Origin of the sequence: Thermococcus sp. AM4, assembly GCF_000151205.2 — an archaeon.
In the GTDB taxonomy this organism is placed as follows: domain Archaea; phylum Methanobacteriota_B; class Thermococci; order Thermococcales; family Thermococcaceae; genus Thermococcus.
In genome coordinates this window covers 765099-785998 of record NC_016051.1, presented here as the reverse complement: position 1 = coordinate 785998, position 20900 = coordinate 765099, and the positions used below count along the sequence as shown (strand labels likewise).

20 protein-coding genes are annotated in these 20900 nt (G+C 50.2%); 4 read left to right on the top strand and 16 right to left on the bottom strand.

Annotated features, from left to right (window positions below; genetic code table 11):
• Positions 1–30 precede the first annotated feature (30 nt).
• From TAM4_RS04305 to TAM4_RS04290, 4 genes are read right to left on the bottom strand one after another with little or no spacing between them, the layout of a single operon-like run.
• Complete coding sequence (locus TAM4_RS04305) at positions 31–579, bottom strand: DUF998 domain-containing protein (protein ID WP_014122021.1); 549 nt, start codon at positions 577–579, stop codon at positions 31–33.
• Between the two features lie 10 nt (positions 580–589).
• Positions 590–1732, bottom strand: a complete 1143-nt coding sequence (gene thiI / locus TAM4_RS04300; RefSeq protein WP_014122020.1) for a tRNA uracil 4-sulfurtransferase ThiI — start codon at positions 1730–1732, stop codon at positions 590–592.
• A gap of 4 nt (positions 1733–1736) precedes the next feature.
• Positions 1737–2057 carry a hypothetical protein gene (locus TAM4_RS04295; RefSeq protein WP_014122019.1) on the bottom strand — a complete coding sequence of 107 codons (321 nt, stop codon included), beginning with the start codon at positions 2055–2057 and terminating at the stop codon, positions 1737–1739.
• Between the two features lie 38 nt (positions 2058–2095).
• A complete protein-coding gene (locus TAM4_RS04290; protein ID WP_014122018.1) occupies positions 2096–2704 on the bottom strand; it encodes a nitroreductase family protein in 609 nt (202 codons plus the stop codon).
• A gap of 94 nt (positions 2705–2798) precedes the next feature.
• On the opposite strand from TAM4_RS04290, the gene TAM4_RS04285 reads away from it, so the two are divergent.
• Positions 2799–3512, top strand: a complete 714-nt coding sequence (locus tag TAM4_RS04285) for an aspartate/glutamate racemase family protein (protein ID WP_014122017.1) — start codon at positions 2799–2801, stop codon at positions 3510–3512.
• 115 nt (positions 3513–3627) lie between these two features.
• On the opposite strand, the gene TAM4_RS11515 is transcribed toward TAM4_RS04285, so the two are convergent.
• From TAM4_RS11515 to TAM4_RS04235, 10 genes are all read right to left on the bottom strand, one after another.
• Entirely contained in the window at positions 3628–4563 is a 936-nt protein-coding gene (locus TAM4_RS11515; RefSeq protein ID WP_014122016.1) for a hypothetical protein, read from the bottom strand.
• 111 nt (positions 4564–4674) lie between these two features.
• Complete coding sequence (locus tag TAM4_RS04275) at positions 4675–5652, bottom strand: hypothetical protein (protein ID WP_014122015.1); 978 nt, start codon at positions 5650–5652, stop codon at positions 4675–4677.
• 57 nt (positions 5653–5709) lie between these two features.
• Positions 5710–6639 carry a hypothetical protein gene (locus TAM4_RS04270; protein ID WP_014122014.1) on the bottom strand — a complete coding sequence of 310 codons (930 nt, stop codon included), beginning with the start codon at positions 6637–6639 and terminating at the stop codon, positions 5710–5712.
• A 50-nt stretch (positions 6640–6689) separates the two neighbouring features.
• Positions 6690–7538 (bottom strand): hypothetical protein, encoded by an 849-nt coding sequence (locus TAM4_RS04265; protein WP_014122013.1) that lies wholly within the window; start codon positions 7536–7538, stop codon positions 6690–6692.
• Positions 7539–7583: 45 nt separating this feature from the next.
• Positions 7584–8543 (bottom strand): hypothetical protein, encoded by a 960-nt coding sequence (locus TAM4_RS04260; protein WP_014122012.1) that lies wholly within the window; start codon positions 8541–8543, stop codon positions 7584–7586.
• A 29-nt stretch (positions 8544–8572) separates the two neighbouring features.
• Complete coding sequence (locus tag TAM4_RS04255) at positions 8573–9502, bottom strand: hypothetical protein (RefSeq protein WP_014122011.1); 930 nt, start codon at positions 9500–9502, stop codon at positions 8573–8575.
• A gap of 32 nt (positions 9503–9534) precedes the next feature.
• Positions 9535–10467 carry a hypothetical protein gene (locus tag TAM4_RS04250; RefSeq protein ID WP_014122010.1) on the bottom strand — a complete coding sequence of 311 codons (933 nt, stop codon included), beginning with the start codon at positions 10465–10467 and terminating at the stop codon, positions 9535–9537.
• A 29-nt stretch (positions 10468–10496) separates the two neighbouring features.
• A complete protein-coding gene (locus TAM4_RS04245) occupies positions 10497–11453 on the bottom strand; it encodes a hypothetical protein (protein ID WP_014122009.1) in 957 nt (318 codons plus the stop codon).
• Positions 11454–11460: 7 nt separating this feature from the next.
• A complete protein-coding gene (locus tag TAM4_RS04240; protein ID WP_014122008.1) occupies positions 11461–12375 on the bottom strand; it encodes a hypothetical protein in 915 nt (304 codons plus the stop codon).
• Complete coding sequence (locus TAM4_RS04235) at positions 12372–15014, bottom strand: hypothetical protein (protein WP_237702126.1); 2643 nt, start codon at positions 15012–15014, stop codon at positions 12372–12374. The genes TAM4_RS04240 and TAM4_RS04235 overlap by 4 nt, the downstream gene beginning before the upstream one ends.
• A 133-nt stretch (positions 15015–15147) precedes the next feature.
• Between TAM4_RS04235 and pfkC the strand changes: the two genes are divergently transcribed.
• The 3 genes from pfkC (at position 15148) to TAM4_RS04220 (ending at position 19316) form a co-directional block, all read left to right on the top strand.
• Positions 15148–16530, top strand: coding sequence for an ADP-specific phosphofructokinase (gene pfkC / locus TAM4_RS04230; RefSeq protein WP_014122006.1), 1383 nt, complete (start codon positions 15148–15150; stop codon positions 16528–16530).
• Positions 16531–16660: 130 nt separating this feature from the next.
• Complete coding sequence (locus TAM4_RS04225; RefSeq protein WP_014122005.1) at positions 16661–17932, top strand: ATP-binding protein; 1272 nt, start codon at positions 16661–16663, stop codon at positions 17930–17932.
• A 208-nt stretch (positions 17933–18140) separates the two neighbouring features.
• Entirely contained in the window at positions 18141–19316 is a 1176-nt protein-coding gene (locus tag TAM4_RS04220) for a hypothetical protein (protein ID WP_014122004.1), read from the top strand.
• Between the two features lie 59 nt (positions 19317–19375).
• On the opposite strand, the gene TAM4_RS04215 is transcribed toward TAM4_RS04220, so the two are convergent.
• On the bottom strand, positions 19376–20398 hold the full coding sequence (locus TAM4_RS04215) for a DUF3226 domain-containing protein (protein ID WP_014122003.1): 1023 nt from the start codon (positions 20396–20398) through the stop codon (positions 19376–19378).
• Positions 20399–20893, bottom strand: a complete 495-nt coding sequence (locus TAM4_RS04210; RefSeq protein ID WP_014122002.1) for a DUF2391 family protein — start codon at positions 20891–20893, stop codon at positions 20399–20401. It lies immediately after the preceding gene.
• Positions 20894–20900 lie beyond the last annotated feature (7 nt).

The window sequence follows — 20900 nt, the reverse complement described above, 5'->3', positions numbered from 1 at the left end:
CGGGTGGGCTTTTATGAGGCTTTCTTCAACTCAGGGTTTCAAACCCTTGAGGAGAAGGCCGATGTAGACGAACCACGCGAGGATTAGCGATGCCCCTATCAACTCCGGAATCGCCAGCCCCTTGAAGACCCTCGCCCTAATCAGGTAGAGCATCGTGAGGAACACGACAACCGAGAGAACGCTCCAGACGTAGTTGATAGGGTTTTTCCGCCCGAGCTTTATCCCGACGAGCGCTATATCAGCTAAAGCCAGAACGTAGAAGAGAACCGCTGAGGGTGTGTGGTAGGGGAGCTCCTCCGGGAAAACTCCAACGAGGAACAGGAAGACCAGCGCGAGGGGCATCAGGTAGGAGAGACCGTGCTTGAAGGCTACAACGGATGGAACCATTGCAACTACCGCGAAGAACATCACGAAGCCGTTGAAGAGCCAGCGGTTGGGGTTTTTTAAGGACCCCATGTCGCTCAGCGCGTTGTCTGTAAAGGAGAACCACGGGTTGGCGTGGATAACCACCGCTAAGCCCACGATGAAGATGATGGGCAGGGAGAGGGCTACGTAGGAGGCGAAGCGTTCGAGTTCCACCGCGACCACCTCAGCACTCCCTCTTCCTTGGCTCCTCGCCAAAGACCGCCTTGTAGAGCTTCCTGAACTCTTCCCACGAGCCCCTGATTATCGGGTGCTTCGGGATGAAGGGTATCTCGTCCTCGGGAAGCGTTGAAAGCTCGAAGGTGCCGATTCTCTTCGCTATGCTGACTATCTCCTCCTTGTCCATGCCTATCAACGGCCTGTAAATCGGTAAGTCGCTCGCCTGGCTGACGATGTACATGTTCTCAAGCGTCTGACTCGCCACCTGTCCGAGGGAGTCGCCCATCACGATGCCCTTCGCGCCGAAGTCCTTGGCTATCTTATCCGCGTGCCTCACCATCATGAACTTGCAGAACACGCAGGTGTACTTCTCCTTCCCGAGTTCCCTCAGCTTCTCAAGGATTCTCTCGCGCTCCTTCGGCTTGACAACTATAAGCTCGGCCTTCCCGCCGTAGTGGTACTTCTTCAGCTGGTTCCAGATTTTCCTGACCTTCTCAAGGGTCTTCTCGCCCATGTAGATGTGAACCGGAATGACCTCGACACCACGCTTCATCATCAGGAAAGCTGCCACAGGTGAGTCTATGCCCCCGCTGAGGAGCGCAACGACCTTGCCCTGCGTGCCTATCGGCAGTCCTCCCCAGGCTCTCACCTTGTCAACGAAGACGTACGCTTTGCCCTCCATCAGCTCGACGCCGACCTCGATATCGTAGTTGTGAAGGTCAACCTCGCTCTCCTCGTTCTCGAGTATGTACTCCCCGACCTTGGCCTGAACCTCGGGGCTCTTCAGCGGGAACTCCTTGGTGATTCTCCTCGCGGTAACTCGGAACTTCGGCTTCTCAAGGCCGAGCTCCCTCTTCTTCCTCCTGAAGAGCTTTAGCGCGGTTTTGTTTATTTTCTCAAGGTTCGCCTCGACCTCCATCGCCGGTGAGAGCGAGACTATGCCAAAAACTCTCGTAAGGACCTCAACGGCCTCTTTGGCTTTGTTCGTTCTCACGAGAATCCTCCCGTGCTTGGCCTCGACCTTCTTGAAGTCGATTCCTTCGCTTACCAGAGCCTCGCGTATGTTGTTCATGAGTATGTTCTCGAACCATCTCCTCGTCTGCCTCGACTTCGTTCCAATCTCGCCGTAGCGGACTATGACGACGTTCATGGAATCACCTCGGTGGCACCTTGATTACGATCTCAACGTACTTCTGCACGACGATGTACAGGAAAAGGGCGGCGGCGTAGGAGGAGAGAATTATGAGCTCGTTCATCTCAAAGATGTGCTTGGATATCTCCCTCGCGCGGGGCGAGTTGGAGACAACGACGTCCATGTACCGCCTTTTCAGGAATTTGTTGAGCTCAACGCCCAGCACGAGCAGGGGGACGCCGATCAGTCCCCACATTTTCCCAAAGATGAGCATGGCTATGAGGGTCGTCGTGGCTATGAACCAGCCGCCTATGACGCCCAGCAGGATCACGAACTCTATCATGGCTATCGTCCCTGCTTGGGTGAAGGGGATAAAAAAGTTTAGATGAACATCGTCACATCTTCAACGCCCTTCTTTCTCCGCCTCGGTTTGGGCTCGGTCTTCGGGTAGCCAACTGGAATGACACCCACGAGGTAGTGGTTCTCGTCGAGACCCGCGAGCTCTCTAACCTTCTCCTCGATGCCTCTGAAGTTCGTCACGCCGATGTAGACCGTGCCGAGGCCGAGCTCCACAGCTTTGAGCATGAGGTTCTGAATCGCCATTGCTGCACTCTCGACGCTCCAGATGAACTCAACCTCGTCGAACTCTTCTCCCGGGAGGAAGCGAACGCGCCTGTCTATGAAGACCGCTATGTAGACCGGCGCCCGGTACATGCCCTCTTCGTACATCCTCTTCCTGAGCTTCTCTATCTTTTCCTCCGGCAGGCTGACCGCGCGGTAGTAAACTTCCATGCCCTTCGCCATGAGCTCGTAGAGTTTCTCCCTCGCCTCATCGCTCCTGAAGACCACGAAGAGCCAGTTCTCAAGTCCGCTGGCAGTTGGAGCCCTTATCGCGGCCTCGATTAGCTTTTTGATGGCCTCTTCTGGAACGGGCTCTTCGCGGAAGTAGCGCACCGAGGTTCTCTTCCTTATAGCCTCGTCCAGCTCCATGCTCCCACCATGGATCGTTGGTGGATTGCGTATTAATCCCTTTTCAAAACCAAAGGTTTAATAGAGCCCTCGAGAAACTTCAAAGGGTGAAAGCATGTACGGATGGAGAGGAAGGCTCGGCCTCATAGTGCCGTCATCAAACACCACGATGGAGATGGAGCTCCACAGCTACCTCCCCTACGGCGTCTCGCTTCACGTTTCAAGGATGCCCCTGAGGGACGTCACCGAGGAGGAACTTCTCAAAATGAGCACGATGGCGGTTGAGGGCGCAAAACTCCTCCGCGATGCTGGCGTTGAGCTGATCCTCTATGGATGCACGAGCGGTTCATTCATCGGCGGTAAGGACTTCGAGAAGGAACTCGAGGCGAGGATAGAGGACGAGGTGAACGTTCCAGTGATAAGCACGAGCACCGCCGTTGTGGAGGCCCTGAAAATTCTCGACGTTCGCGATATACTCGTCGTGACCCCTTACACCGACGAGATAAACCGGCGCGAAAAGGAGTTCCTTGAGGCAAACGAGTTCAACGTCCTCGATATAGTCGGCCTTGGCCTCACGGACAACCTCCAGATCGGAAGGCTTGAGCCGTACGAGGCCTACCGTTTGGCCAAGTCGGCCTTTATGGACGAGGTTGAGGGGATTTTCATAAGCTGCACCAACTGGAGAACGTTCGAGATAATCGAGGCCCTTGAGGACGATCTCGGTGTTCCCGTCGTCACGAGCAACCAGGCCTCTCTCTGGCTGGCTTTAAGAGAGATGGACGTTATGGAGAAGATCCCCGAGCTTGGGAGGCTTTTGACGGAGTATTAGTGCTCCTTTTCAGATTTTCAGGTGTTATCCCCGGTTAGATCTCAATGATTCTATTGGGGTGCTAGGGTAGAAAAAAGGGGTTAAACAAACGCAAGCGCTCTTTTTCATATATCACCTACCCGGATCCGTAAGAAGGCCACATAACGCCTATTCCCCTTTCATCTATAGTGCCGTTTCTGTATATTGTTATGCTCGGGATTATAAGCCGTCGCCTATCTTTTTTGGCCTCCTCAATAACTTTTCGAAAGACAACTTCAGCATTGGGATTAACGTATATTCCAGTCGCGTTTACAATGACCCCCCCGAGGAATTCACAGTACCTATTGTTTAGTTTGTCCGCAAGTTTGAGATAGTACGTGCCATTAAAAGGCTGAACCTTTAACGCGGGTGAGTAGCCCTTCACGACTCCCCATGGATAAACTACCCACACCAGATCGTGGGTCTCATTGTAGGGGCTGAATACAGCCCACATGGCCGAGCATTTGCAGCCCCGGTAATAGTGCAACGCCAAAACCCCTCCGATGGGTTTCATTTTAATGAGTTTAAGATCCCTTGGATTGGGAAGATCTCTGCTAAACGTTGAGTTTATCAACTTTATCGTCCTATTGTCGAGCACTTTCTCAAGTTTCATGCACTTGTCACGATATTCAACTAGTCTATCTTCATTGGGAACGTAGATCCACGTTGAATAGTCCCTAGCTGGCAGATCCAAATTTCGAAAATTCTCTACTAAGGTGCTGATCGTTGAGTAGTCCAGAACAGTCGAATAGTTCCTTGTACTTCCCCCTCTGTAGTCCACATCGAGTTCAAGAAGTCTGTGATCCGTGTACAGGTAAATTTTCCAGTGGGGTTCCCATTGAACGATGAAACCTGGTTTAAGTGTGTACTGCACTGCAACTAATCTGTAATGGTGAGCCTCATAGGGTTTGAGATAGTGGTCATAGACAAAGCTTGGATCCGTTAGTTGTTCGTTTTTGGTGTAGAGATGATACGTCCAGCCTCCAATTAAAAGAAAGAGCAAGGCAAGGGAAAGCAACATTATGCGCTTCATCTAGGATCACCCCAATTCAGGTTATTGAGCTTATCTTTAGTCATCCCGAAAAGCAAAAGGATTGAGACAAAAACTGAAACCATGAGAAGTCCCTTCATCTTCCGACCTCCGTTATGGGTAGTAGTATGAGTATGGGGATGCACCTCCTCTCCTACACCTGAACTCGAACCGCGATATTGTGAAGTCACCATTATAAATCCACTTTGACTGAGGATGTATTTCGTATTCGTAGTACGCTCCTGATTGTGTGAACCATGCTATTCCGGCGTATTTGCCGCTTAGTGTGGCCTCCCAGCGCCAGGGTTTTGGTTCAATCTTAAAAGCCTGCAAGCGCTTAACAGCACTTGACAAGTTCTCCAAATCCCAGAGGGGAAAATCTGGGTTGCCATAATGTCTCTCCACGAATTCAAAAGTAACGTTCAGCGGAAAGTGTATTCTGATAACCTCATGAGTTTCATTCAACGGTTGAATCGCAATGATTACTCCCCTGCTTGCGTTATTTCCTGCCGGAAGAATCAGCAATCCTGGGTACCCTGATAGACCAAACATTTCTCCAGCATCGCCAGAGGAGCCTATTATATTTCCTGTTGATAGTTCGCTGGCTCCGAGGACTTGAACCCACCAGTAGCTTTCGTTTGCTTTCAACACTTCCGAGAGTCTTGGTTGAATGCTCTCGATTTCTTCGTTCTTGTAAATCCTGCCCTTGTAGAGGAAGAGCTGACAGTTGTTGCAGTTTTTGAAGTTTTTGAGTTTTTCCTGGCTTGTTGCTAGGATTGAATAATTGAATGGGGTCTTGCAGGTTATTTTGTTTTCTGTCATTCTTGGCCAGATTTTCAATATTTTGGAAATTTTGAAAGTGTAAATGCTGAGTGTTTGGTCGTTTGGATTGTAAAATGCGAATTGGTATTCTCTGAAGCCATCAAAGCCGGTTTGGGAAGAGTAGTAAGCCGCAATGAGCTGGGAATTCTCTCTCATTTGCTCTGGAATTTTTTGGTAGAGTTCGTTCATGTTTTCGCTCGGGAGGTAGGAGTAAGAGAAGAGCAAGAGAAAGATCAAAAGAAGGCTAGAGAGGATAAGAGATCTCTTCATCCCCAAGTCACCTCCATGAAGTAGCCGACGCCAGTATACGGGCCTGTTTTTGGATTTTCAGGTTTTGTTGCATTTCTCATGAGTGTCACCAACATCTATGTGGCCGTAGGCCCTTGGGATTTTCCTTTCCATTGAAATTCCTTTCCAGTACTCGTCTAAAAATATCAAACCCCAAGTAATATTCTCAGGGTAACAGTAGAAGGTTATGGATGCGAACTCTGTTTTTTGCCCGGCCTTTGCTTGATACTCTTCAATTGAACGCAAAGCTGAAGTTAGTCCCCTGTTCAATATCCTCCCTGTAATTATAAAGGGTCTCGTCGAAAGGCTAGTCTTTCCGGTTCCCTTCACTGTAATGTCTCCCGGGTACGCGGCTCTTTTCAGTGAAACATTTGCATTAACTGGAATTTCAGCATACCAGACGAAGCTAATGTTGTCCTGCAGAGCCGGAACCACAAGGATTCGTCCTGGCCCAATGCCTCCATAAATGGCATCTCCCGTTTGGAGGATTATGCTGCCAATCCAGAGTTCTTTTCTGGCGTAGTATGCCGTGAGTTCTCTCAGGGTTTTGTTCTCGTATTCTTTGGCGATTTGTTCTGCCGTTGGGAATTTTGGCGGGTTTTCTCTCGTGTACCATTTTCCGGCAAAGAGTAATGCGGGAGTCTCTTTTGGGGCTTTCTCTAGGAGTTTTAAGTCAAGGGCGAGTGGGGAGTAGTTTAACGGCGTTTTCACGGTTTTTGTTTTCTTTGTCCTGAAGAGCAGGGGGAGATTTTGACCGACGTAGTACACCTTAAGCTCCCGAGTTTTAGGGTTGTAAGTGGCAAACTGCCAGAAATGAACATCATGGTAGACCGCAATGAGCTTTTCATCTCCTGAAATTCCCGCTAACTTGTAAGCTCCTTCCGCTGAGGAGAGCTGATGGTAAGTGTACGCGTTATATGCGAAGAAGGAAAGGAGCAAAATTAAGAGGAGAGTAAGCAGAGCTCTCATCCCCACCTCACCTCCATGAAGTAGCCAACACTATTGTAAGGGTTTTAGTTTTACCTTCTCCAGCAGGGCAGCCCGTATTCTGTTTTTTCTATTGTTCCGTTGTTGTAAATTGTAATTTTGTACACCATTCTGCATTCTCCTAGTTCCTCAACAATGCTCCACGGATCTGGATTGAGTACTGTTTCATTCTTTGTTACAAGGATACCCCAAGCGGATTCGAGGTAATGGGAAGCGTCAGTTGGAATGCGCGTGTTTCCGATACGAGGAAGATCAAGCTTTGGGATATATCCCTTGACGGTTCCCATTGGGTATTTGGCGATTATGACATCTTTGGTTGCGTTGTAAGATTGGATCTCAAGGACGAATCTGGAGCTACCTTTAGGGGAGGGCATGACCACGTAACCACTTGTGAGGTTGGTGTAGCCGAGCCTTAGGAAATTCCCGCCCTCGCCAAGGAGGAGCTTGCATGAAGAACACAGTTTCAGTAATTCTTCATAAGCAAGGGGTTTTTGAAGCTCAGTGGGTGGAATGGCCTTAACGCTTCCGTTGAACTTCGCAATGAGCCCAATTGTTCCTTTCAAGCCTTTGAGGGCATTGTTTTCAAAAGTCAGGGGTGAATAATCAACTTGTGTCTCGACGCTTTTCACGGAGTCTCTGATGTTGGGGATTATAAAACCGCTGAGCTCGATTTTATGGAGGGACAGTTTCCCCGCGGTGTAGGTAACGATTCTCCATTCGTTTCCGTTGTGTTGCATGATGAGTATGTGGTCTGTTATGTTAAGATGTTCCGTCATGCAATATGGAGAGTTAAAACAGGACACGGCTTCATGGCTCTCCCACAGTATCCAAGACACTGTGAATGTAAGGAACAAAAACAAAAAGGCAACGATCTTCTTCACCCCCAGACCACCTCCATGAAGTAGCCAGTGTTAGTGTGTGGGTATTTAGTCTCCTCTGGCACACCATATTGTTCCTCTTGCCCATGTTTTCACCGTGCCGTTTTTCAGGACTATCACTTGTATGATTGTGAAGCATCTCCTCTCCTTTATTGCTTTTGGTGCCGTTTGGTTGAAGATTTCCTGAGCGTGAGGATTAACGTAAATTCCAGTGGCATTCACTAAAGTACCCTCCACAGCCGAGCAATGTCCCGCCTCCACTTTCTTCAAAAGTCCCAAATACTCTTTTCCTTGGAAGACTGGCAGGTTTAGTGCTTTTACTAGTGTACTTGCATTCCCGTGCGGGTAAATGACTTTTACTAAATCGTGCGTTTCGTTGTACGGCTCAACCACCAGCCAAGTGCCCTCGCAAAGCGGATCAGTAGAACTCATTACCGTAAAAACACCACCAACAATACTCGTGTTCTTCAAGGTTAACCAATGATAGACTCCTCCACGAATGGTTTTGATTAGTTTGAAGGTTCTGTTGTCAAGGATTCTGCTGAGTTTTACACATACTTTCCTGAAATCACTGTAACCCCTTGCCGGATGGTCTATCAGTTTTCCTTCTCTGGGCAGGTATACTATCTCCCTGAATCTTTCCTCGTATTTTGGTAGGTTTTGGACTTGATTAATAGGTACCGTCAGGTTTGTGTAGTTGAGGATTGTTTTGGCTTTTTCTTTGCTCTCTCCGTCTGGCGTTATTGTAAGCTTCACGAGTTTTCCGCTTGAGTTGTAGAGATAGAACTCCCACTTAGGCTTCCACGGGTTGAGTATTGAACTCCTGTCCAGCTCAAAGTAGACTCCAAGGAGGGTGTAATTCTGGGCTTCATAGGTTTTTAGGTAGTGTTCGTAAACGAATTTGGGGTCTTTTAATCTCTCGTTCTTTGTGTGCTTTGTATAAGCTAATCCGCCAAGCAAGAGGAGAAAGACAAAAAGAAAAACAAACAAAGCCTTAACGATGTTCATCCCCAAGCCACCTCCACTTGGTATTGATGCTAGTCGGGCATTTTAGACTTTGATTCTGTGTTGTTTATCGGAATTTCTTGGTAATCTCCAAGAGTGTCCCCGCGGGGAATTTTGTCCATCATTGATATTCCCTTCTGATATGTAGTGATCGACATGATGCTTATCTTTACAAGATTCGAACTCCTTGAGTATAAGGTAATCACAAGGAAAATGGGATTAGCTTTCGAAACCTGCGATTTCTCAAATAGGCTTAGTGCTTTCTCTACAGTTTCATTGGTCACTATGAAATCGTTGGATGGAGTGGGTATACCTATTCCTCTCACTGTCATATTAGTGAGATACCTGACAACAAACTTAGAAGCGTTTGAGTCGATAGGTATCTCGACCTCCCAAATGAAACTTTTTCCCGTTTGTTTTAGATCTGGTATTACCAGAACCCCACCTGACCCAATTGCTCCGTAAATCGCATCGCCGGTTTGGATGGTTATACCTCCGATCCAGAGTTCTTTTCTGGCGTGGTATGCCGTGAGTTCTCGCAGGGTCTTATTAGCGTACTCTTTGGCTATTTGCTCTGCCGTTGGGAATTTTGGCGGGTTTTTTCTTGTGTACCATTTTCCGGCAAAGAGTAATGCGGGAGTCTCTTTTGGCGCTTTTTCGAGGAGTTTTGGATTGAGCGCGAGTGGGGAATAATTTAAGGGTGTTTTTACGCTCTTTACGTCCCTTCCCCATGGGAGGATTGGTTTGTCAGTGTAAATGGCGTAGACTTTGAGTTTCCGAGTTTTTGGGTTGTACGTTGCGAACTGCCAGAAGCCATTATCGTGATATGCAGCGATGAGTTTTTCACTGCTTGGAATTCCCGCCAGTTTATAAGCTCCCTCCGCTGAGGAGAGCTGATGGTAAGTGTAGGTGTTATAGGCGAAAAATAGGAAAAGTAAAACCAAAGCAAGGAACTTCTTCATCCCGGATCACCCCTGTGAATTGGCTGTTCTTGTTATTGGCATTTTCCGGGGGTTTGACCATAGTCACTAAGAACGTAACCTTCCGGTATTTTGTTCTGCATTGAGATGCCGGGCCAGTATCTGGTAATGTACATGATGCTCCACTCTATTGAGTTTGAGCCCCAGCAGGATATCGTGAGATCGACAAAACTTCTTGCAGAGCCTGAGATTGGAGTAGGCTTTGCCAGTGCTTTCAATGTTGCGTTTAAAGACTTTTCAAGAACCCATTTCTCCATCACAAACGCTTTTGGGAGAACGACTTCTCCATATCCCTTGATTGCAATTCCGCCTGGGTAATAGACAATGTGCTGGGACCTATCCCTTCCTGCTGGAATTTCAACACGCCACACAAAGGGTTTTTCCATGTAGGATCTCAAACTTGGTATTACGAGGATTCTCCCGGGCCCTATTCCTCCATAAATTGCATCGCCTGTCTGCATGGTTATTGCCCCAATCCAGAGTTCCTTTTCGGCATAATAAGCACTCAATCTCCTTATTGTTTTGTTGCCGCACTCTTTAAGGATTTGCTCAACTGTAGGGAATTTTGGTGGGTTTTCCTTAGTGTACCATTTCCCCGCGAAGAGCAACGCTGGAGTCTCTTCCGGCGCTTTCTTAAGGAGTTTCAAGTCAAGGGCGAGGGGAGAGTAGTTTAATGATGTTTTTACGGTTTTTGTCTTTTTGATTCTAAAATCTAATGGATGACCCTGGCTGAGGTAGTAGACTTTGAGTTCTCTGGTTTTTGGATTGTACGTTGCGAACTGCCAGAAGCCATTATCGTGATATGCAGCGATGAGCTTTTCATCCCCTGGAATCCCTGCCAGTTTATAAGCTCCTTCCGCTGAGGAGAGCTGATGGTAAGTGTAGGCATTATAGGCGAAGAAGGAAAGGATGATCAAAAAGAAACCAAAGACAGCCAGAGTTCTCATGGTCTGCCCTCCTACTTGTCTATCACGTGTTAGTTATTTGAACAGTGGGTTATGTAGACCTTTTTGAAGTATATCCTTCTAATGGGAATGGGTTGGTTCCCGATTTTGAGATAGCTATACGTGTTCTTACTGGGGATTATCCATTCGATCCATACTGTATCTGGATCCCATATTGAGACTTTAAATCTCCATGCCTTCTTTGAGTACTTCCCGAATTTTTCCAGTTCACTCAGCATATTCTGGAGTTTAGTGTAGTCAGGACTCCACAGTGAGCTATTGGTAATCTTGTATTTGGCTATCGCGCTGAGGGTTATGTTCATTGGATAGTGGACGTTCACAACTGTTTTATTGTTCTTTAGGTAAATCTCGATCCATACGGCCTTTCCAACTTCCGAGCCTTGATTGGGCAGGAGAAGCGCTCCAGGGTAACCTTCGAATCCGATATCCCTTATAGTGTCTCCTGAATACATGCTAACGGTTCCGACAGAGAGTTCAGAGCTTTTTATCCCCTTGACCTTCCAGTATTCCCGATTACGCTGCAGAATGTTATCTATTCTTGGTTGAATTCTCTCAATTTCCTCATTCTTGTAAATTCTGCCCGTGTAGAGGAGTATTCTGCAGTTGTTGCAGTTTGTGAAGTTTTTGAGTTTTTTCGGACTTGTTGCGAGGATTGAGTAGTTGAATGGGGTCTTGCAGGTTATTTTGTTTTCTGTCATTCTTGGCCAGATTTTCAAGAGTTTGGAGATTTTGAACGTGTAAATGCTAATTGTCCGCTCTTTTGGATTGTAGAATGCGAATTGGTATTCTCTGAAGCCGCTAAAGCCGGTTTGGGAGGAGTAGTAAGCCGCGATAAGTTGAGAATTCTCTCTCATTTGCTCTGGAATCTTTTGGTAGAGTTCGTTCATGTTCTCGCTTGGGAGGTATGAGTAAGAGAAGAGCAAGAGGAGAGCTAGAGGGAGTCCAAAAATCACAGTAAGTTTTTTCATGTCTCCCTCACCCGTTTCTTAGTTCAAGGTTTGGAATGCAGGAAATATTCTCAAGTTCTATATTTGTTGAATTGTCGTTGTAACAAGCATAGAGCTCACAAAACGTTCCCCTGTTGGCCAGAATTTGTCCGTAACCTGGGCACTTGGCTTTTCTTGAAAACCATACTTCTAGGTAAAAGGGATTTTTTCCCTCAAGCTTTTGGACGATGCTTTCAATTACGTCACCATCTTCGCTGGAGTACGTGAATACTTTGTTCTCCTCTGTCACAGTCTTGAGCACCACTCCAGGATAAAAGAATGCCACTTGGGGATTTCCCTTAACTCCTTCAACTACCCACAGCATTTTACTATCCTTAAATCCTGGGATCACGAGAATCCCATTAGTCCCCACTGTTCCGTAGCATACAGCCTCGAGGGTGGTTTTTCTGCACACGGCTTTTGACTTAATCCAAAGTCCAGAACTGCTCCCGAGCCCATAAATCCGATAATATTTTTCTCCCGGCCGGATGATTTCGCTTAAGTTTGCCCAGTATGAACCGTTGATTTGGTAGTCGTACTTCCAGCCGAGGGTTTTGAAGAGAAGTGCTTTACTGTGAGGCTTGTATCGTTTGAGCTGGTTTAAGTCTAAAGCTAAGGGAGTGTAGTTTACTAAAGCCTTCGCGCTTTCCATTGTTATGCTCTTCAGCCAGAATATAGAAGATTGCTCAACCGTGTAGAGCTTGAGCGTGTTGGTTTTTGGATTGTACGTTGCGAACTGCCAGAAATGAGCATCATGGTAGACCGCAATGAGCTTTTCATCTCCTGAAATTCCCGCTAACTTGTAAGCTCCTTCCGCTGAGGAGAGCTGATGGTAAGTGTACGCGTTATATGCGAAGAAGGAAAGGAGCAGAATCAAGAGGAGAGCAACTAAAACCTTTTTCATTCCCAAGTCACCTCCATGAAATAACCAACGCCAGTATATGGGCCTGTTTTGGGTTTAAACCATTTATCAATTGCCAAAGACGCTGATATTACGATTCTCTGACGGCGTGGGGGTGTCTTAGGGTTATTAAACTTATTAACAATCCAAGTAGGAGTGTTATGGTCTGTGATGAATGAATAAACAGCCTCCCATGCTGAGCAATGCCAAATTCCATAGTCGGTTGTAGAGTTCTTTGTTACGTTACCCCATTGGTCTGTGAGCATGTCGTCGGGTGAGTTGTATCCTAGGAGTTTCCACACTATATCGGTTTTGTCCCATAGCTCACTCGCATCCTTCTTGAACTTCTCGTAATCCCTGGGCGTGCTGAGCTCACTCCACTTCCACTGTTTATTCATGACCGAATGAATATTCATAAAGTCCCCAAACTGTATCTTATAGGCGTAGTATGTTAAATCCAATGCGGAGAGTACCCCGCCTGCTATTATTGTCGAGTCAGTTGCCGCGGCCTCCAGTGTTCCATAGTACCAGAGCTGGTAACTATGACCGTGCCAGTCCATGTACTCGTCCCCAAGCCAGAAGACGTAGTGACCGAGCTCGTGGCCCAAAGTCCTGCCCCAGCTAACGTCACCAATGGAACCACCGTTCCCTGGTCCACCCTGATACCTCTCAGGCATCATAACGTTTCCGCCAGTCCAATATCCTCCTATTGCAGATTTTGGCCACCCCTGATAGAAAATCTCAAAACCAGTTTGGGGAATCACCCATGTTGTATCGTGCACCCTAACATCAGCCTTATCCCAGTTCCTCTTGTCGTCCCAGACCGTTATCCTCGTAATCATCGCGTAGCCGTCCGTGTAGTCGTAGATGAAGTCGCTCGCCTTCCTGATGCTGTAAACCAGTTTTTCCTTGTCCTCATCGCTCATCTTCCACTCAACGGAAACGTTGAGCTGGATTCCAAGTATATCTCTCTTCGCAGGATCCTTCCCGATCAAAACCTCAACCGCGTTCGGAACACCGTCACCGTCGTAGTCGCCGAGCTCGTCCATCTCGTTCAGGCTTTCGGCGAGCTCTGGATAGTAGCTTCTTATCATGTAGCCGTCGCCCGGGTCGAACCTCTCTGAGAACCCGTTCGCTTCCAGCTCTTTGTTCAGCTCGACCTCGCGCCAGAAGGGTATCCCGTCGGAATCGTCCGGCACGATGACGAACCAGATCTCCCCGTCGTGCTCCTCCTGGGAGGAGTACGTAACTACGTCCCCGAGGCCGGGATCGATGAGGCCGCCTTCCAGTGGAATTATCTCAACTTCACCCTTTAACGGTTCCTCCGGGGTGGTGGCTATCACTTCCACGCTCGATAGGTTCTTCCTGGCCAGGGGAACGTCCGGATTGACGGGGGGCTTTATTGGCTTGAGGTCGAAGATCCTGGCGTTGTATGTGTTGACGAGGGTGACGTTCACAACGCTCCCGTTGCTCAGGAGAACTTCAGCCACGTGGACGCTCTCCGGTTTTCTGATGATCATGGTGTCTTTTCCGGATTTCAGCCTTACTTCACTGACGTTGGCGGGCGAGTACACCTTCAAAATTCTCCCGTCGATTCCCTTTTTCTGCAGTATGCTCTCGTACTTGACGTAGACTTTCAGATCCTTGTCGGGATCGTGAGAAGAAACGCCGCACGAGCCGTCGCCGCAGCCGCTCAGGTGGCCGTAACCGAAGTACTTCTCCGCGTCCCCCGGATAATCGTCGCCGCTCCAGGTTCCTGTTTTGAGGTTGTACATTATCCTCGCAACGGTGTCGGGACCGGGGGAAACGTCCATTTCGGTCCTCTTTGTCCCGTCATCGTTATCTCTGTCGTAGAGGTGGAAGGTTATCGGGACGAAAACCCTGTCGTCCGGGACGTCGAAGGTAGCCTTGGCTATTGCGTAGTCCTCAAGGTTGAAGAGCGGATCCGCACCGGCAGGGATCTTTCTCTCCAGGTCGTCCTGATTGTCGGTCAGGCGGAGCGTTTTGGTCTGTCCGTTCACGGTAACGTCGAGGCTCATGTCCGCAGGGTTGTGACCGGTAATCGAACTGTCAACATCGTCCAGCGCCCTCGCCCTGAGGATGTAGATCGTTATCCTGTAGTCCCCAACGGGGTTCATGTCCCGGGAGTCGATAATACCGTCCCCGTCGGTGTCTTTGTTCAGTGGGTCGGTTCCGTATTCGTATTCCTCCCGATCGCTGAGGTAGTCGCAGTCGGAATCCTTGAGGAGCGTCGCCGTTTTGCTCATCGAGTCGCTTCCGCCCGGATAGGTGAGAACGACCTTGACAGTATGCTCACCGGGCCCTGCGGGGGCCTCTACTGTGAAGGTCGTTGGGTGGTATGGGTCAACCTCTATGGCCACGCCGTCCCCGGCGTTTCCGTCGACGTAGGCCTTGAGCGTGCCCATGGCGGTGCTTCCCCCGTAGTTGTTCACCGTGACGTCGATGGTGGCCTTTCCGTTGCAGACGGTTTTATGCACGCTCATCCCGATTATCACCGGCCTTGGCAGGTCCCCGATCAGGTCTGGCTTTGGCTGTGGCTCCAAAAGTGCAACGGCCCCCCCCACGCTTAGGAGTAGGAGAAGGGCCAGGCCTACCGACATAACGGTTCTCCTAAATCGCATGTGTACCACCTCAAAATCCCGAAAGATAATCACGTGCATGTGCTTTTAAAATTTGCCTGAACACTCGGAGTGATAAAGCCTCCCGAAATCCTTTTAAGATTCAGAGCTCTTTACTCACTGAGGGTGATACATAATGATGGAGCTCCTCGACGAGGCAAGGAAGCTATCGATCTTCACCGCCTACAACGCGAACGTTGACGCGATAGTCTACCTGAAAGGCGAGACCGTTCAGAGGCTCATCGACGAGTTCGGCGCCGATGCGGTCAGGAAAAGAATGGAGGAGTTCCCCCGGCAGATTGAGGAGCCGATTGACTTTGTTGCGAGGCTCGTTCACGCCCTCAAGACCGGAAAGCCGATGGCGGTTCCACTCGTCAACGAGGAGCTCCAGGGCTGGTTCGACAGCCACTTCAAGTACGACGTTGAGAGAATCGGGGGTCAGGCTGGAATAATAGCGAACCTCCTGGCCAACCTCGACTTCAGGAAGGTAATCGTTTACACTCCCCACCTCGCGAAAAGGCAGGCGGAGATGTTCGTTAATAAGCCCAACTTATTCTATCCCGTCGTTGAGAACAGAAAGCTCGTTCTGAAGCACCCCCGCGAGGCCTACCGCGAGAACGACCCCGTCAAGGTGAACAGGATTTTTGAGTTCCGCGCTGGAACGACCTTCAGACTGGGCGACGAGACGATTACAGTTCCGTACTCCGGTCGCTTCATCGTTTCGGCCCGCTTCGAGAGCATAAGGATTTACACGGAGGAGAAGCTCAAACCCTTCCTCCCCGAGATTGGCCTCCAGATTGACGGTGCAATCCTCTCGGGCTATCAGGGGATAAGGCTCCGCTATTCCGACGGAAAGGACGCGAACTACTACCTCAGGGAGGCCAAGAAGGACATTCTCCTGCTCAAGCGCGAGAAGGACGTCAAGGTCCACCTCGAGTTCGCCTCGATACAGAGCAGGGAACTCAGGAAGAAGGTCATCTACAACCTCTTCCCGCTCGTTGACAGCGTCGGCATGGACGAGTCTGAGATAGCCTACGTTCTGAGCGCCCTCGGCTACTCCAAGCTCGCCGACAGGATATTCACCTACAACCGCATCGAGGACACTGTCTTGGGCGGAAAAATCCTCATCGACGAGATGAACCTCGAGGTTCTTCAAATCCACACGATTTACTACCTCATGTACATCACCCACGCTGACAACCCGTTGAGCGAGGACGAGCTCAGGAGAAGCCTTGAGCTGGCAACGACTTTAGCGGCGGCGAGGGCCTCGCTCGGCGACGTCCGCTCGCCCGAGGACTTTAAAGTCGGTCTAAGCGTCCCCTACAACGAGCGCGGGGAGTACGTCAAGCTCCGCTTTGAGGAGGCCAAGAGGAGGCTCCGCACGAGGGAATACAAGGTCGTGATAATCCCGACGAGGCTCGTTAAGAACCCGGTTTCGACGGTCGGCCTCGGCGATACAATCTCGACGGGAGCCTTCACGAGCTATCTCGCGCTTCTGAGAGAGAAGGGCGCGCTCTGATATTTTCCCGTTCTCTCCGGGACCGTTAGGCTTGCCTTTGACTGGTACTGTGCGATGTACCAAGAAAAGTTGTTTTTGGTACAGTAAAGCGTACCAAATCTTTTTAAGCATTGGTACAGTGTATAGTACCATGAACCCTGAGGACGTCAAGCGATACATAAGGCTCTTCCATGAGCGTGAACTTCCTGAGGTAATCGAGAGAGAACTCAAGCTCACGTTCATTCCGGGCAAGGCAACCGCGATTGTCGGCCCGAGGCGCTCAGGGAAGACGTACCTCCTCTACTCGCTGATAGGTAAAGAACGGGAGCGCTACGTTTACATGAACTTCGAAAACCCCCTTCTCTTTGGAATAACCGGACGTGACTTTCCAAACCTCGTTGATGCCTACTTTGACCTCTACCCCGAAAACATCGGGAAGACGGTTCACTTTTTGCTCGACGAGGTTCAAAACGTCCCGGACTGGGAAATCGGCGTTAGATACCTCCTCGATGAGGGTTTCCTCGTGGCGGTCACCGGCTCTTCGTCGCGGTTGCTGTCGAGGGAAGTCGCCACCCAGCTCAGGGGACGGGGGGTAGCGTACACTCTGCTTCCCCTATCCTTCCGGGAGTTCCTGAGGTTCAGGGGCCTATCCTTCGAGCGGAAGGACATCTACGGCAGAACCACCAATCGAGTGCGGAAACTGCTCGACGAGTACCTTTATTATGGCGCTTTTCCAGAAGTGGCGCTGTTCGAGGACAGGGTTAGAATCCTTGAAGAGTATCTCTCGGTGATGATAACGAGGGACGTCGTTGAGAGGCACAGGATAAGGAACGTGGCCCTCGTTGAGGCCATAGTCAAGCTTCTCCTGGCGAGCTACGCTAAGTACACGTCGTACAGCGCGATACACCGCTTTCTCAAGTCGGAGTTCGGGACGTCGAAGACGACCGTTCTTGAGTACCTCAGGGCTTTGGAAGACTCGTTCTTCGTTTTCTTCCTCCCCAGGTTCGCCCGCTCCGAGAAGGAATCCCTCAGGGCGCCGAAGAAGGTCTATCTCGTGGACACCGGCCTTGCCCTTTTCTCGCGCAAAGAGACCGGAAGGGACATGGAAAACGCGGTCTTCCTTGAGCTACTCAGGAGGAAGCACTACTTCAATCCTCTCCTGGAGATTCACTACTATGGCGGTTCCGGCGAGAAGGAGGTTGATTTCGTGGTTTCTGAATCCGGGAGAGTCGTTGAACTGATTCAGGTCACCCTAAGCCTTGAAGATGCCAGGGAACGAGAGATTTCAGCCCTTATCCGCGCGTCCAAAACGCTCAACTGCAAGAATCTGACGGTAGTTACTCTCGACGAAGAAGACGTGCGGGAGTTTGAGGGCAGGAAGATAAGGGTCGTTCCCCTCTGGAAGTTCCTGCTCGGGGTTTAGCCCCGATAATTATTTAATTCGGTAATTATACTTTTGTTTAATTGTGGGTTCCTTGGGACAGTCTCAAGCCCACTAAACCGCAAACGGCCCCAACTGGAGCTTCTTTATACTTTGCACAGTCGAAAGAACAATATACTCATGCAAAATATCGGCGATGAACAGCAATTGTTAAATATCATGATGAGCCTACATTGTTTTAGTGGTTCCCATGAAGGGGAAGATGCTTGCACTGTTAACGGCGATCCTCGTCGTGTTGGGAGTTCTTGCGATGGCACTTCACGCTCACTCGTCCTCCTCGGAGGTCGTGGCGATCGAGATCCAGAATTCCACGGGGGCGAGGATTCTCGTTAAGGCCCTCTATCCCGATGGCTTTAGGGAAATCCAGCCCCTCTCGATTAAGGGAGGAACCGTTTATCTGGACGTGTCCGGGCTGAGGAGAGCATGGAGTGAAGCGGTAAAGAAGAGATCCTACGGAGGTGAGCCCTTCATTGTGCTGACCATTGTGCGGGGCTGCGAAGTTGCCGTTCACGGATTTCCCCTGGACGAAAAGGCCCGCTCTTCAAAAATAACGATCGTTCCAAGGTATAGGCGGCTTTTGCAGGTTAACGCGTCGCCTGGGCAGAGCGGGACTTCTTCCTGCACCTCGGGATCGGATGATGTCAGCGAGGTTCTTGAAGAATCGAAAGAAATGACTATCCCAGCGGTCGTTGCGGAGGTTAGGAACTTTGACAACACCAGCTGGGGACAGGTAACCTGGAGCTATTCCCAAAACGCGCGCGTTGGATTCGGAGTTTACGTCTTCCTCAACGGGGAATTGATGAGAGTGGGAACGGTCTATCTCTACAGCCCCCATGGGGGGAGCGTCTCTCACGCGGCATTTGGTCGCGGTGAAGGCGTGTACGTCTGGATGAACTTTACCTACAGGTGCGAACGCTGGAGTGTGCACGTAAGCGGTGGCAATTTCTACGAGGAGTACGTCTTCGTAAAGGGCTTCGAACCTGCCTCGCTTTCGTGGGGACACGAGAGGCCGCCCAACGTAATGCCCGCCCCGGTTAGTTCGTGGAAGCTCGCGGGCGGGTACACCTCGGATACCATCACGTATCCATACTACCAGTTCTCGCTGAACGAGCTTCCCAGTGATTATTTCTCAATTGATGCCTCAGGTTTTGTCTCAGTTCTGTCTCCAGAGGGAGCAATTCCCGACGTTTGGCCGGGGAACTTCTCCATTGATGTGAGGTACAAAAGCGATAACATGAGCGCCTTCACCTTTACCCTCGACCTCTACGGTGAGAGCGGTTCGCGCCACCTGGTCTTTGAAGGCTTATCAGAATCTAAGGAAACAGATCAAGGAGTTCCCCTTGTTGCGTTTCGCATTGAGGGGTGATCAACCCTCCCTCCTTATTACGTTGCCCTTCTCAGTAACCCGCCAAGTAACTCCTGAAACTAGGACACGAATGCGAGATACCTGAGTCCTTCCATAAGCCCGGCTTCCCTCAGAACCGCCTTGAGGTTTCTAAACCGGGAGCGCATGACGAACAGCTCGTAGAAGCCCTCGAGGTTGCCCCAGTGTCCGTATGCGGAAAGCGCCAGATACATGACTTCCTTGGGCTTGAGCTTTCTCCCGAGGCTCTCGTTTAGCGCTTTAATGCCCGGCCTGACCCTGTCGAGCAGTCCCTCGCGCTCGATGAGGTGGAGCATCAGGTCCTCGACCGTCGGTTTTTTCCACTCTATCAGCTCGTCCTCGAAGGGCAGTCCGATAACGAGCGGAATTACCTCGGTTTTTCCGACGAGGTAGCCCCTCGCCGTCGTCCCATGCTCAAAGCCCGAGAGCTTCCCCGCTATCGAGGCGAGGGCGCTTTCCCTGCTCTCGTCGATGTCGATGGCAACGCCGAGCCCCTCAACACTGAAATCGAAGACCTCCATGGCCCTTAGAAAGTTTCCGAGGTTTCTAATCACCCCGGAGTTGCCCTCGCTCGGGATAACGGCGAGGTAAACCCCGTCCGATTCCCGTCTTAGGAGGTCGAAGTTGTCGCGCTCAAAGACACGCTCTATAAACCTGAACTGGTACGGGGCATTTCGGCTCTCCCTGAACTCGAAGAGCTTCTTGAAGACGGCCTTGAAGAACTTGGCGTCGGTCTTTCCCTCGACGAAGAGGACGCTCGCCTTGGCATTTTCCCCCGAGAAGCCCCCGCGAACGTCGAAGTCGAGGTATTTCCTCAGCTCGTAGGCTTCCTTGAGCGTTATGCTTCTCCCGGTGTCGGAGTAGATTAGAACGTTCTCCTCGCCCTTCCTAAATCGGTTAGCTATCAGGTCTACCAGCTCCAGACTCGCCGTTACTATCGTCTCGTCGCCCTTCAGTGAGCTCACGAAGTCAACCAGCTCGTCTCGGTTCTTCTGATACTCGGGAAAAAGGACAGCATTCTCATCGGCGAAGGCCTCCCAGCGCTTTCCCGTTACTACTTTCATTTACCTCACCATGTCAACCGCTATCGCGCCTATGACCGCGAAGGTGCTTATTATGACCGTCGCGTTGAAGTACTGGACCGCGTCGAAGTGGGCTATGTAATCTATGCCGAAGAGGTAGATTAGAACCGCGGAAACGGCGTATGAGATGAGGGCGACGGTTATAAGCCTCTTGGGGACGTGGAAAATTTCCTCGCGCTTCAGGTTTCCGAGCCCTGCCTTCGTGAGGAACAGATAAGCGAGGCCAATCGTCATGAGGAAGATGGCGAGCGAGCGCTCGACCGAGATGTCCTTTGCCACGTCCCAGACCTCGCCGGTGAAGATGAAGGGAAGCGCGAAGGTTATCGCCCCGACTATCTCCTGCGCTATGTCGTCCCAGCCTAGGGAATCTGGCTTTCTCCTCTCCTCCAGCTTAGCGACCTGTCTCGTAAGTTCCTCAACGCTCTTTCGGAGTTTCTCCAGTTCAACCACCTCGCGCTCAGGTTTGGGGTTCATCATCCCGTCA

Coding starts and splice junctions, on each gene's coding strand:
- TAM4_RS04250 (WP_014122010.1), bottom strand. CDS start 10,467: ATGAGAACTCTGGCTGTCTTTGGTTTCTTTTTGATCATCCTTTCCTTC.
- TAM4_RS04215 (WP_014122003.1), bottom strand. CDS start 20,398: ATGAAAGTAGTAACGGGAAAGCGCTGGGAGGCCTTCGCCGATGAGAAT.
- TAM4_RS04275 (WP_014122015.1), bottom strand. CDS start 5,652: ATGAAGAGATCTCTTATCCTCTCTAGCCTTCTTTTGATCTTTCTCTTG.
- pfkC (WP_014122006.1), top strand. CDS start 15,148: ATGATGGAGCTCCTCGACGAGGCAAGGAAGCTATCGATCTTCACCGCC.
- TAM4_RS04225 (WP_014122005.1), top strand. CDS start 16,661: ATGAACCCTGAGGACGTCAAGCGATACATAAGGCTCTTCCATGAGCGT.
- TAM4_RS11515 (WP_014122016.1), bottom strand. CDS start 4,563: ATGAAGCGCATAATGTTGCTTTCCCTTGCCTTGCTCTTTCTTTTAATT.
- TAM4_RS04255 (WP_014122011.1), bottom strand. CDS start 9,502: ATGAAGAAGTTCCTTGCTTTGGTTTTACTTTTCCTATTTTTCGCCTAT.
- TAM4_RS04270 (WP_014122014.1), bottom strand. CDS start 6,639: ATGAGAGCTCTGCTTACTCTCCTCTTAATTTTGCTCCTTTCCTTCTTC.
- TAM4_RS04290 (WP_014122018.1), bottom strand. CDS start 2,704: ATGGAGCTGGACGAGGCTATAAGGAAGAGAACCTCGGTGCGCTACTTC.
- TAM4_RS04245 (WP_014122009.1), bottom strand. CDS start 11,453: ATGAAAAAACTTACTGTGATTTTTGGACTCCCTCTAGCTCTCCTCTTG.
- TAM4_RS04240 (WP_014122008.1), bottom strand. CDS start 12,375: ATGAAAAAGGTTTTAGTTGCTCTCCTCTTGATTCTGCTCCTTTCCTTC.
- TAM4_RS04260 (WP_014122012.1), bottom strand. CDS start 8,543: ATGAACATCGTTAAGGCTTTGTTTGTTTTTCTTTTTGTCTTTCTCCTC.
- TAM4_RS04235 (WP_237702126.1), bottom strand. CDS start 15,014: ATGCGATTTAGGAGAACCGTTATGTCGGTAGGCCTGGCCCTTCTCCTA.
- TAM4_RS04295 (WP_014122019.1), bottom strand. CDS start 2,057: ATGATAGAGTTCGTGATCCTGCTGGGCGTCATAGGCGGCTGGTTCATA.
- TAM4_RS04210 (WP_014122002.1), bottom strand. CDS start 20,893: ATGATGAACCCCAAACCTGAGCGCGAGGTGGTTGAACTGGAGAAACTC.
- thiI (WP_014122020.1), bottom strand. CDS start 1,732: ATGAACGTCGTCATAGTCCGCTACGGCGAGATTGGAACGAAGTCGAGG.
- TAM4_RS04285 (WP_014122017.1), top strand. CDS start 2,799: ATGTACGGATGGAGAGGAAGGCTCGGCCTCATAGTGCCGTCATCAAAC.
- TAM4_RS04220 (WP_014122004.1), top strand. CDS start 18,141: ATGAAGGGGAAGATGCTTGCACTGTTAACGGCGATCCTCGTCGTGTTG.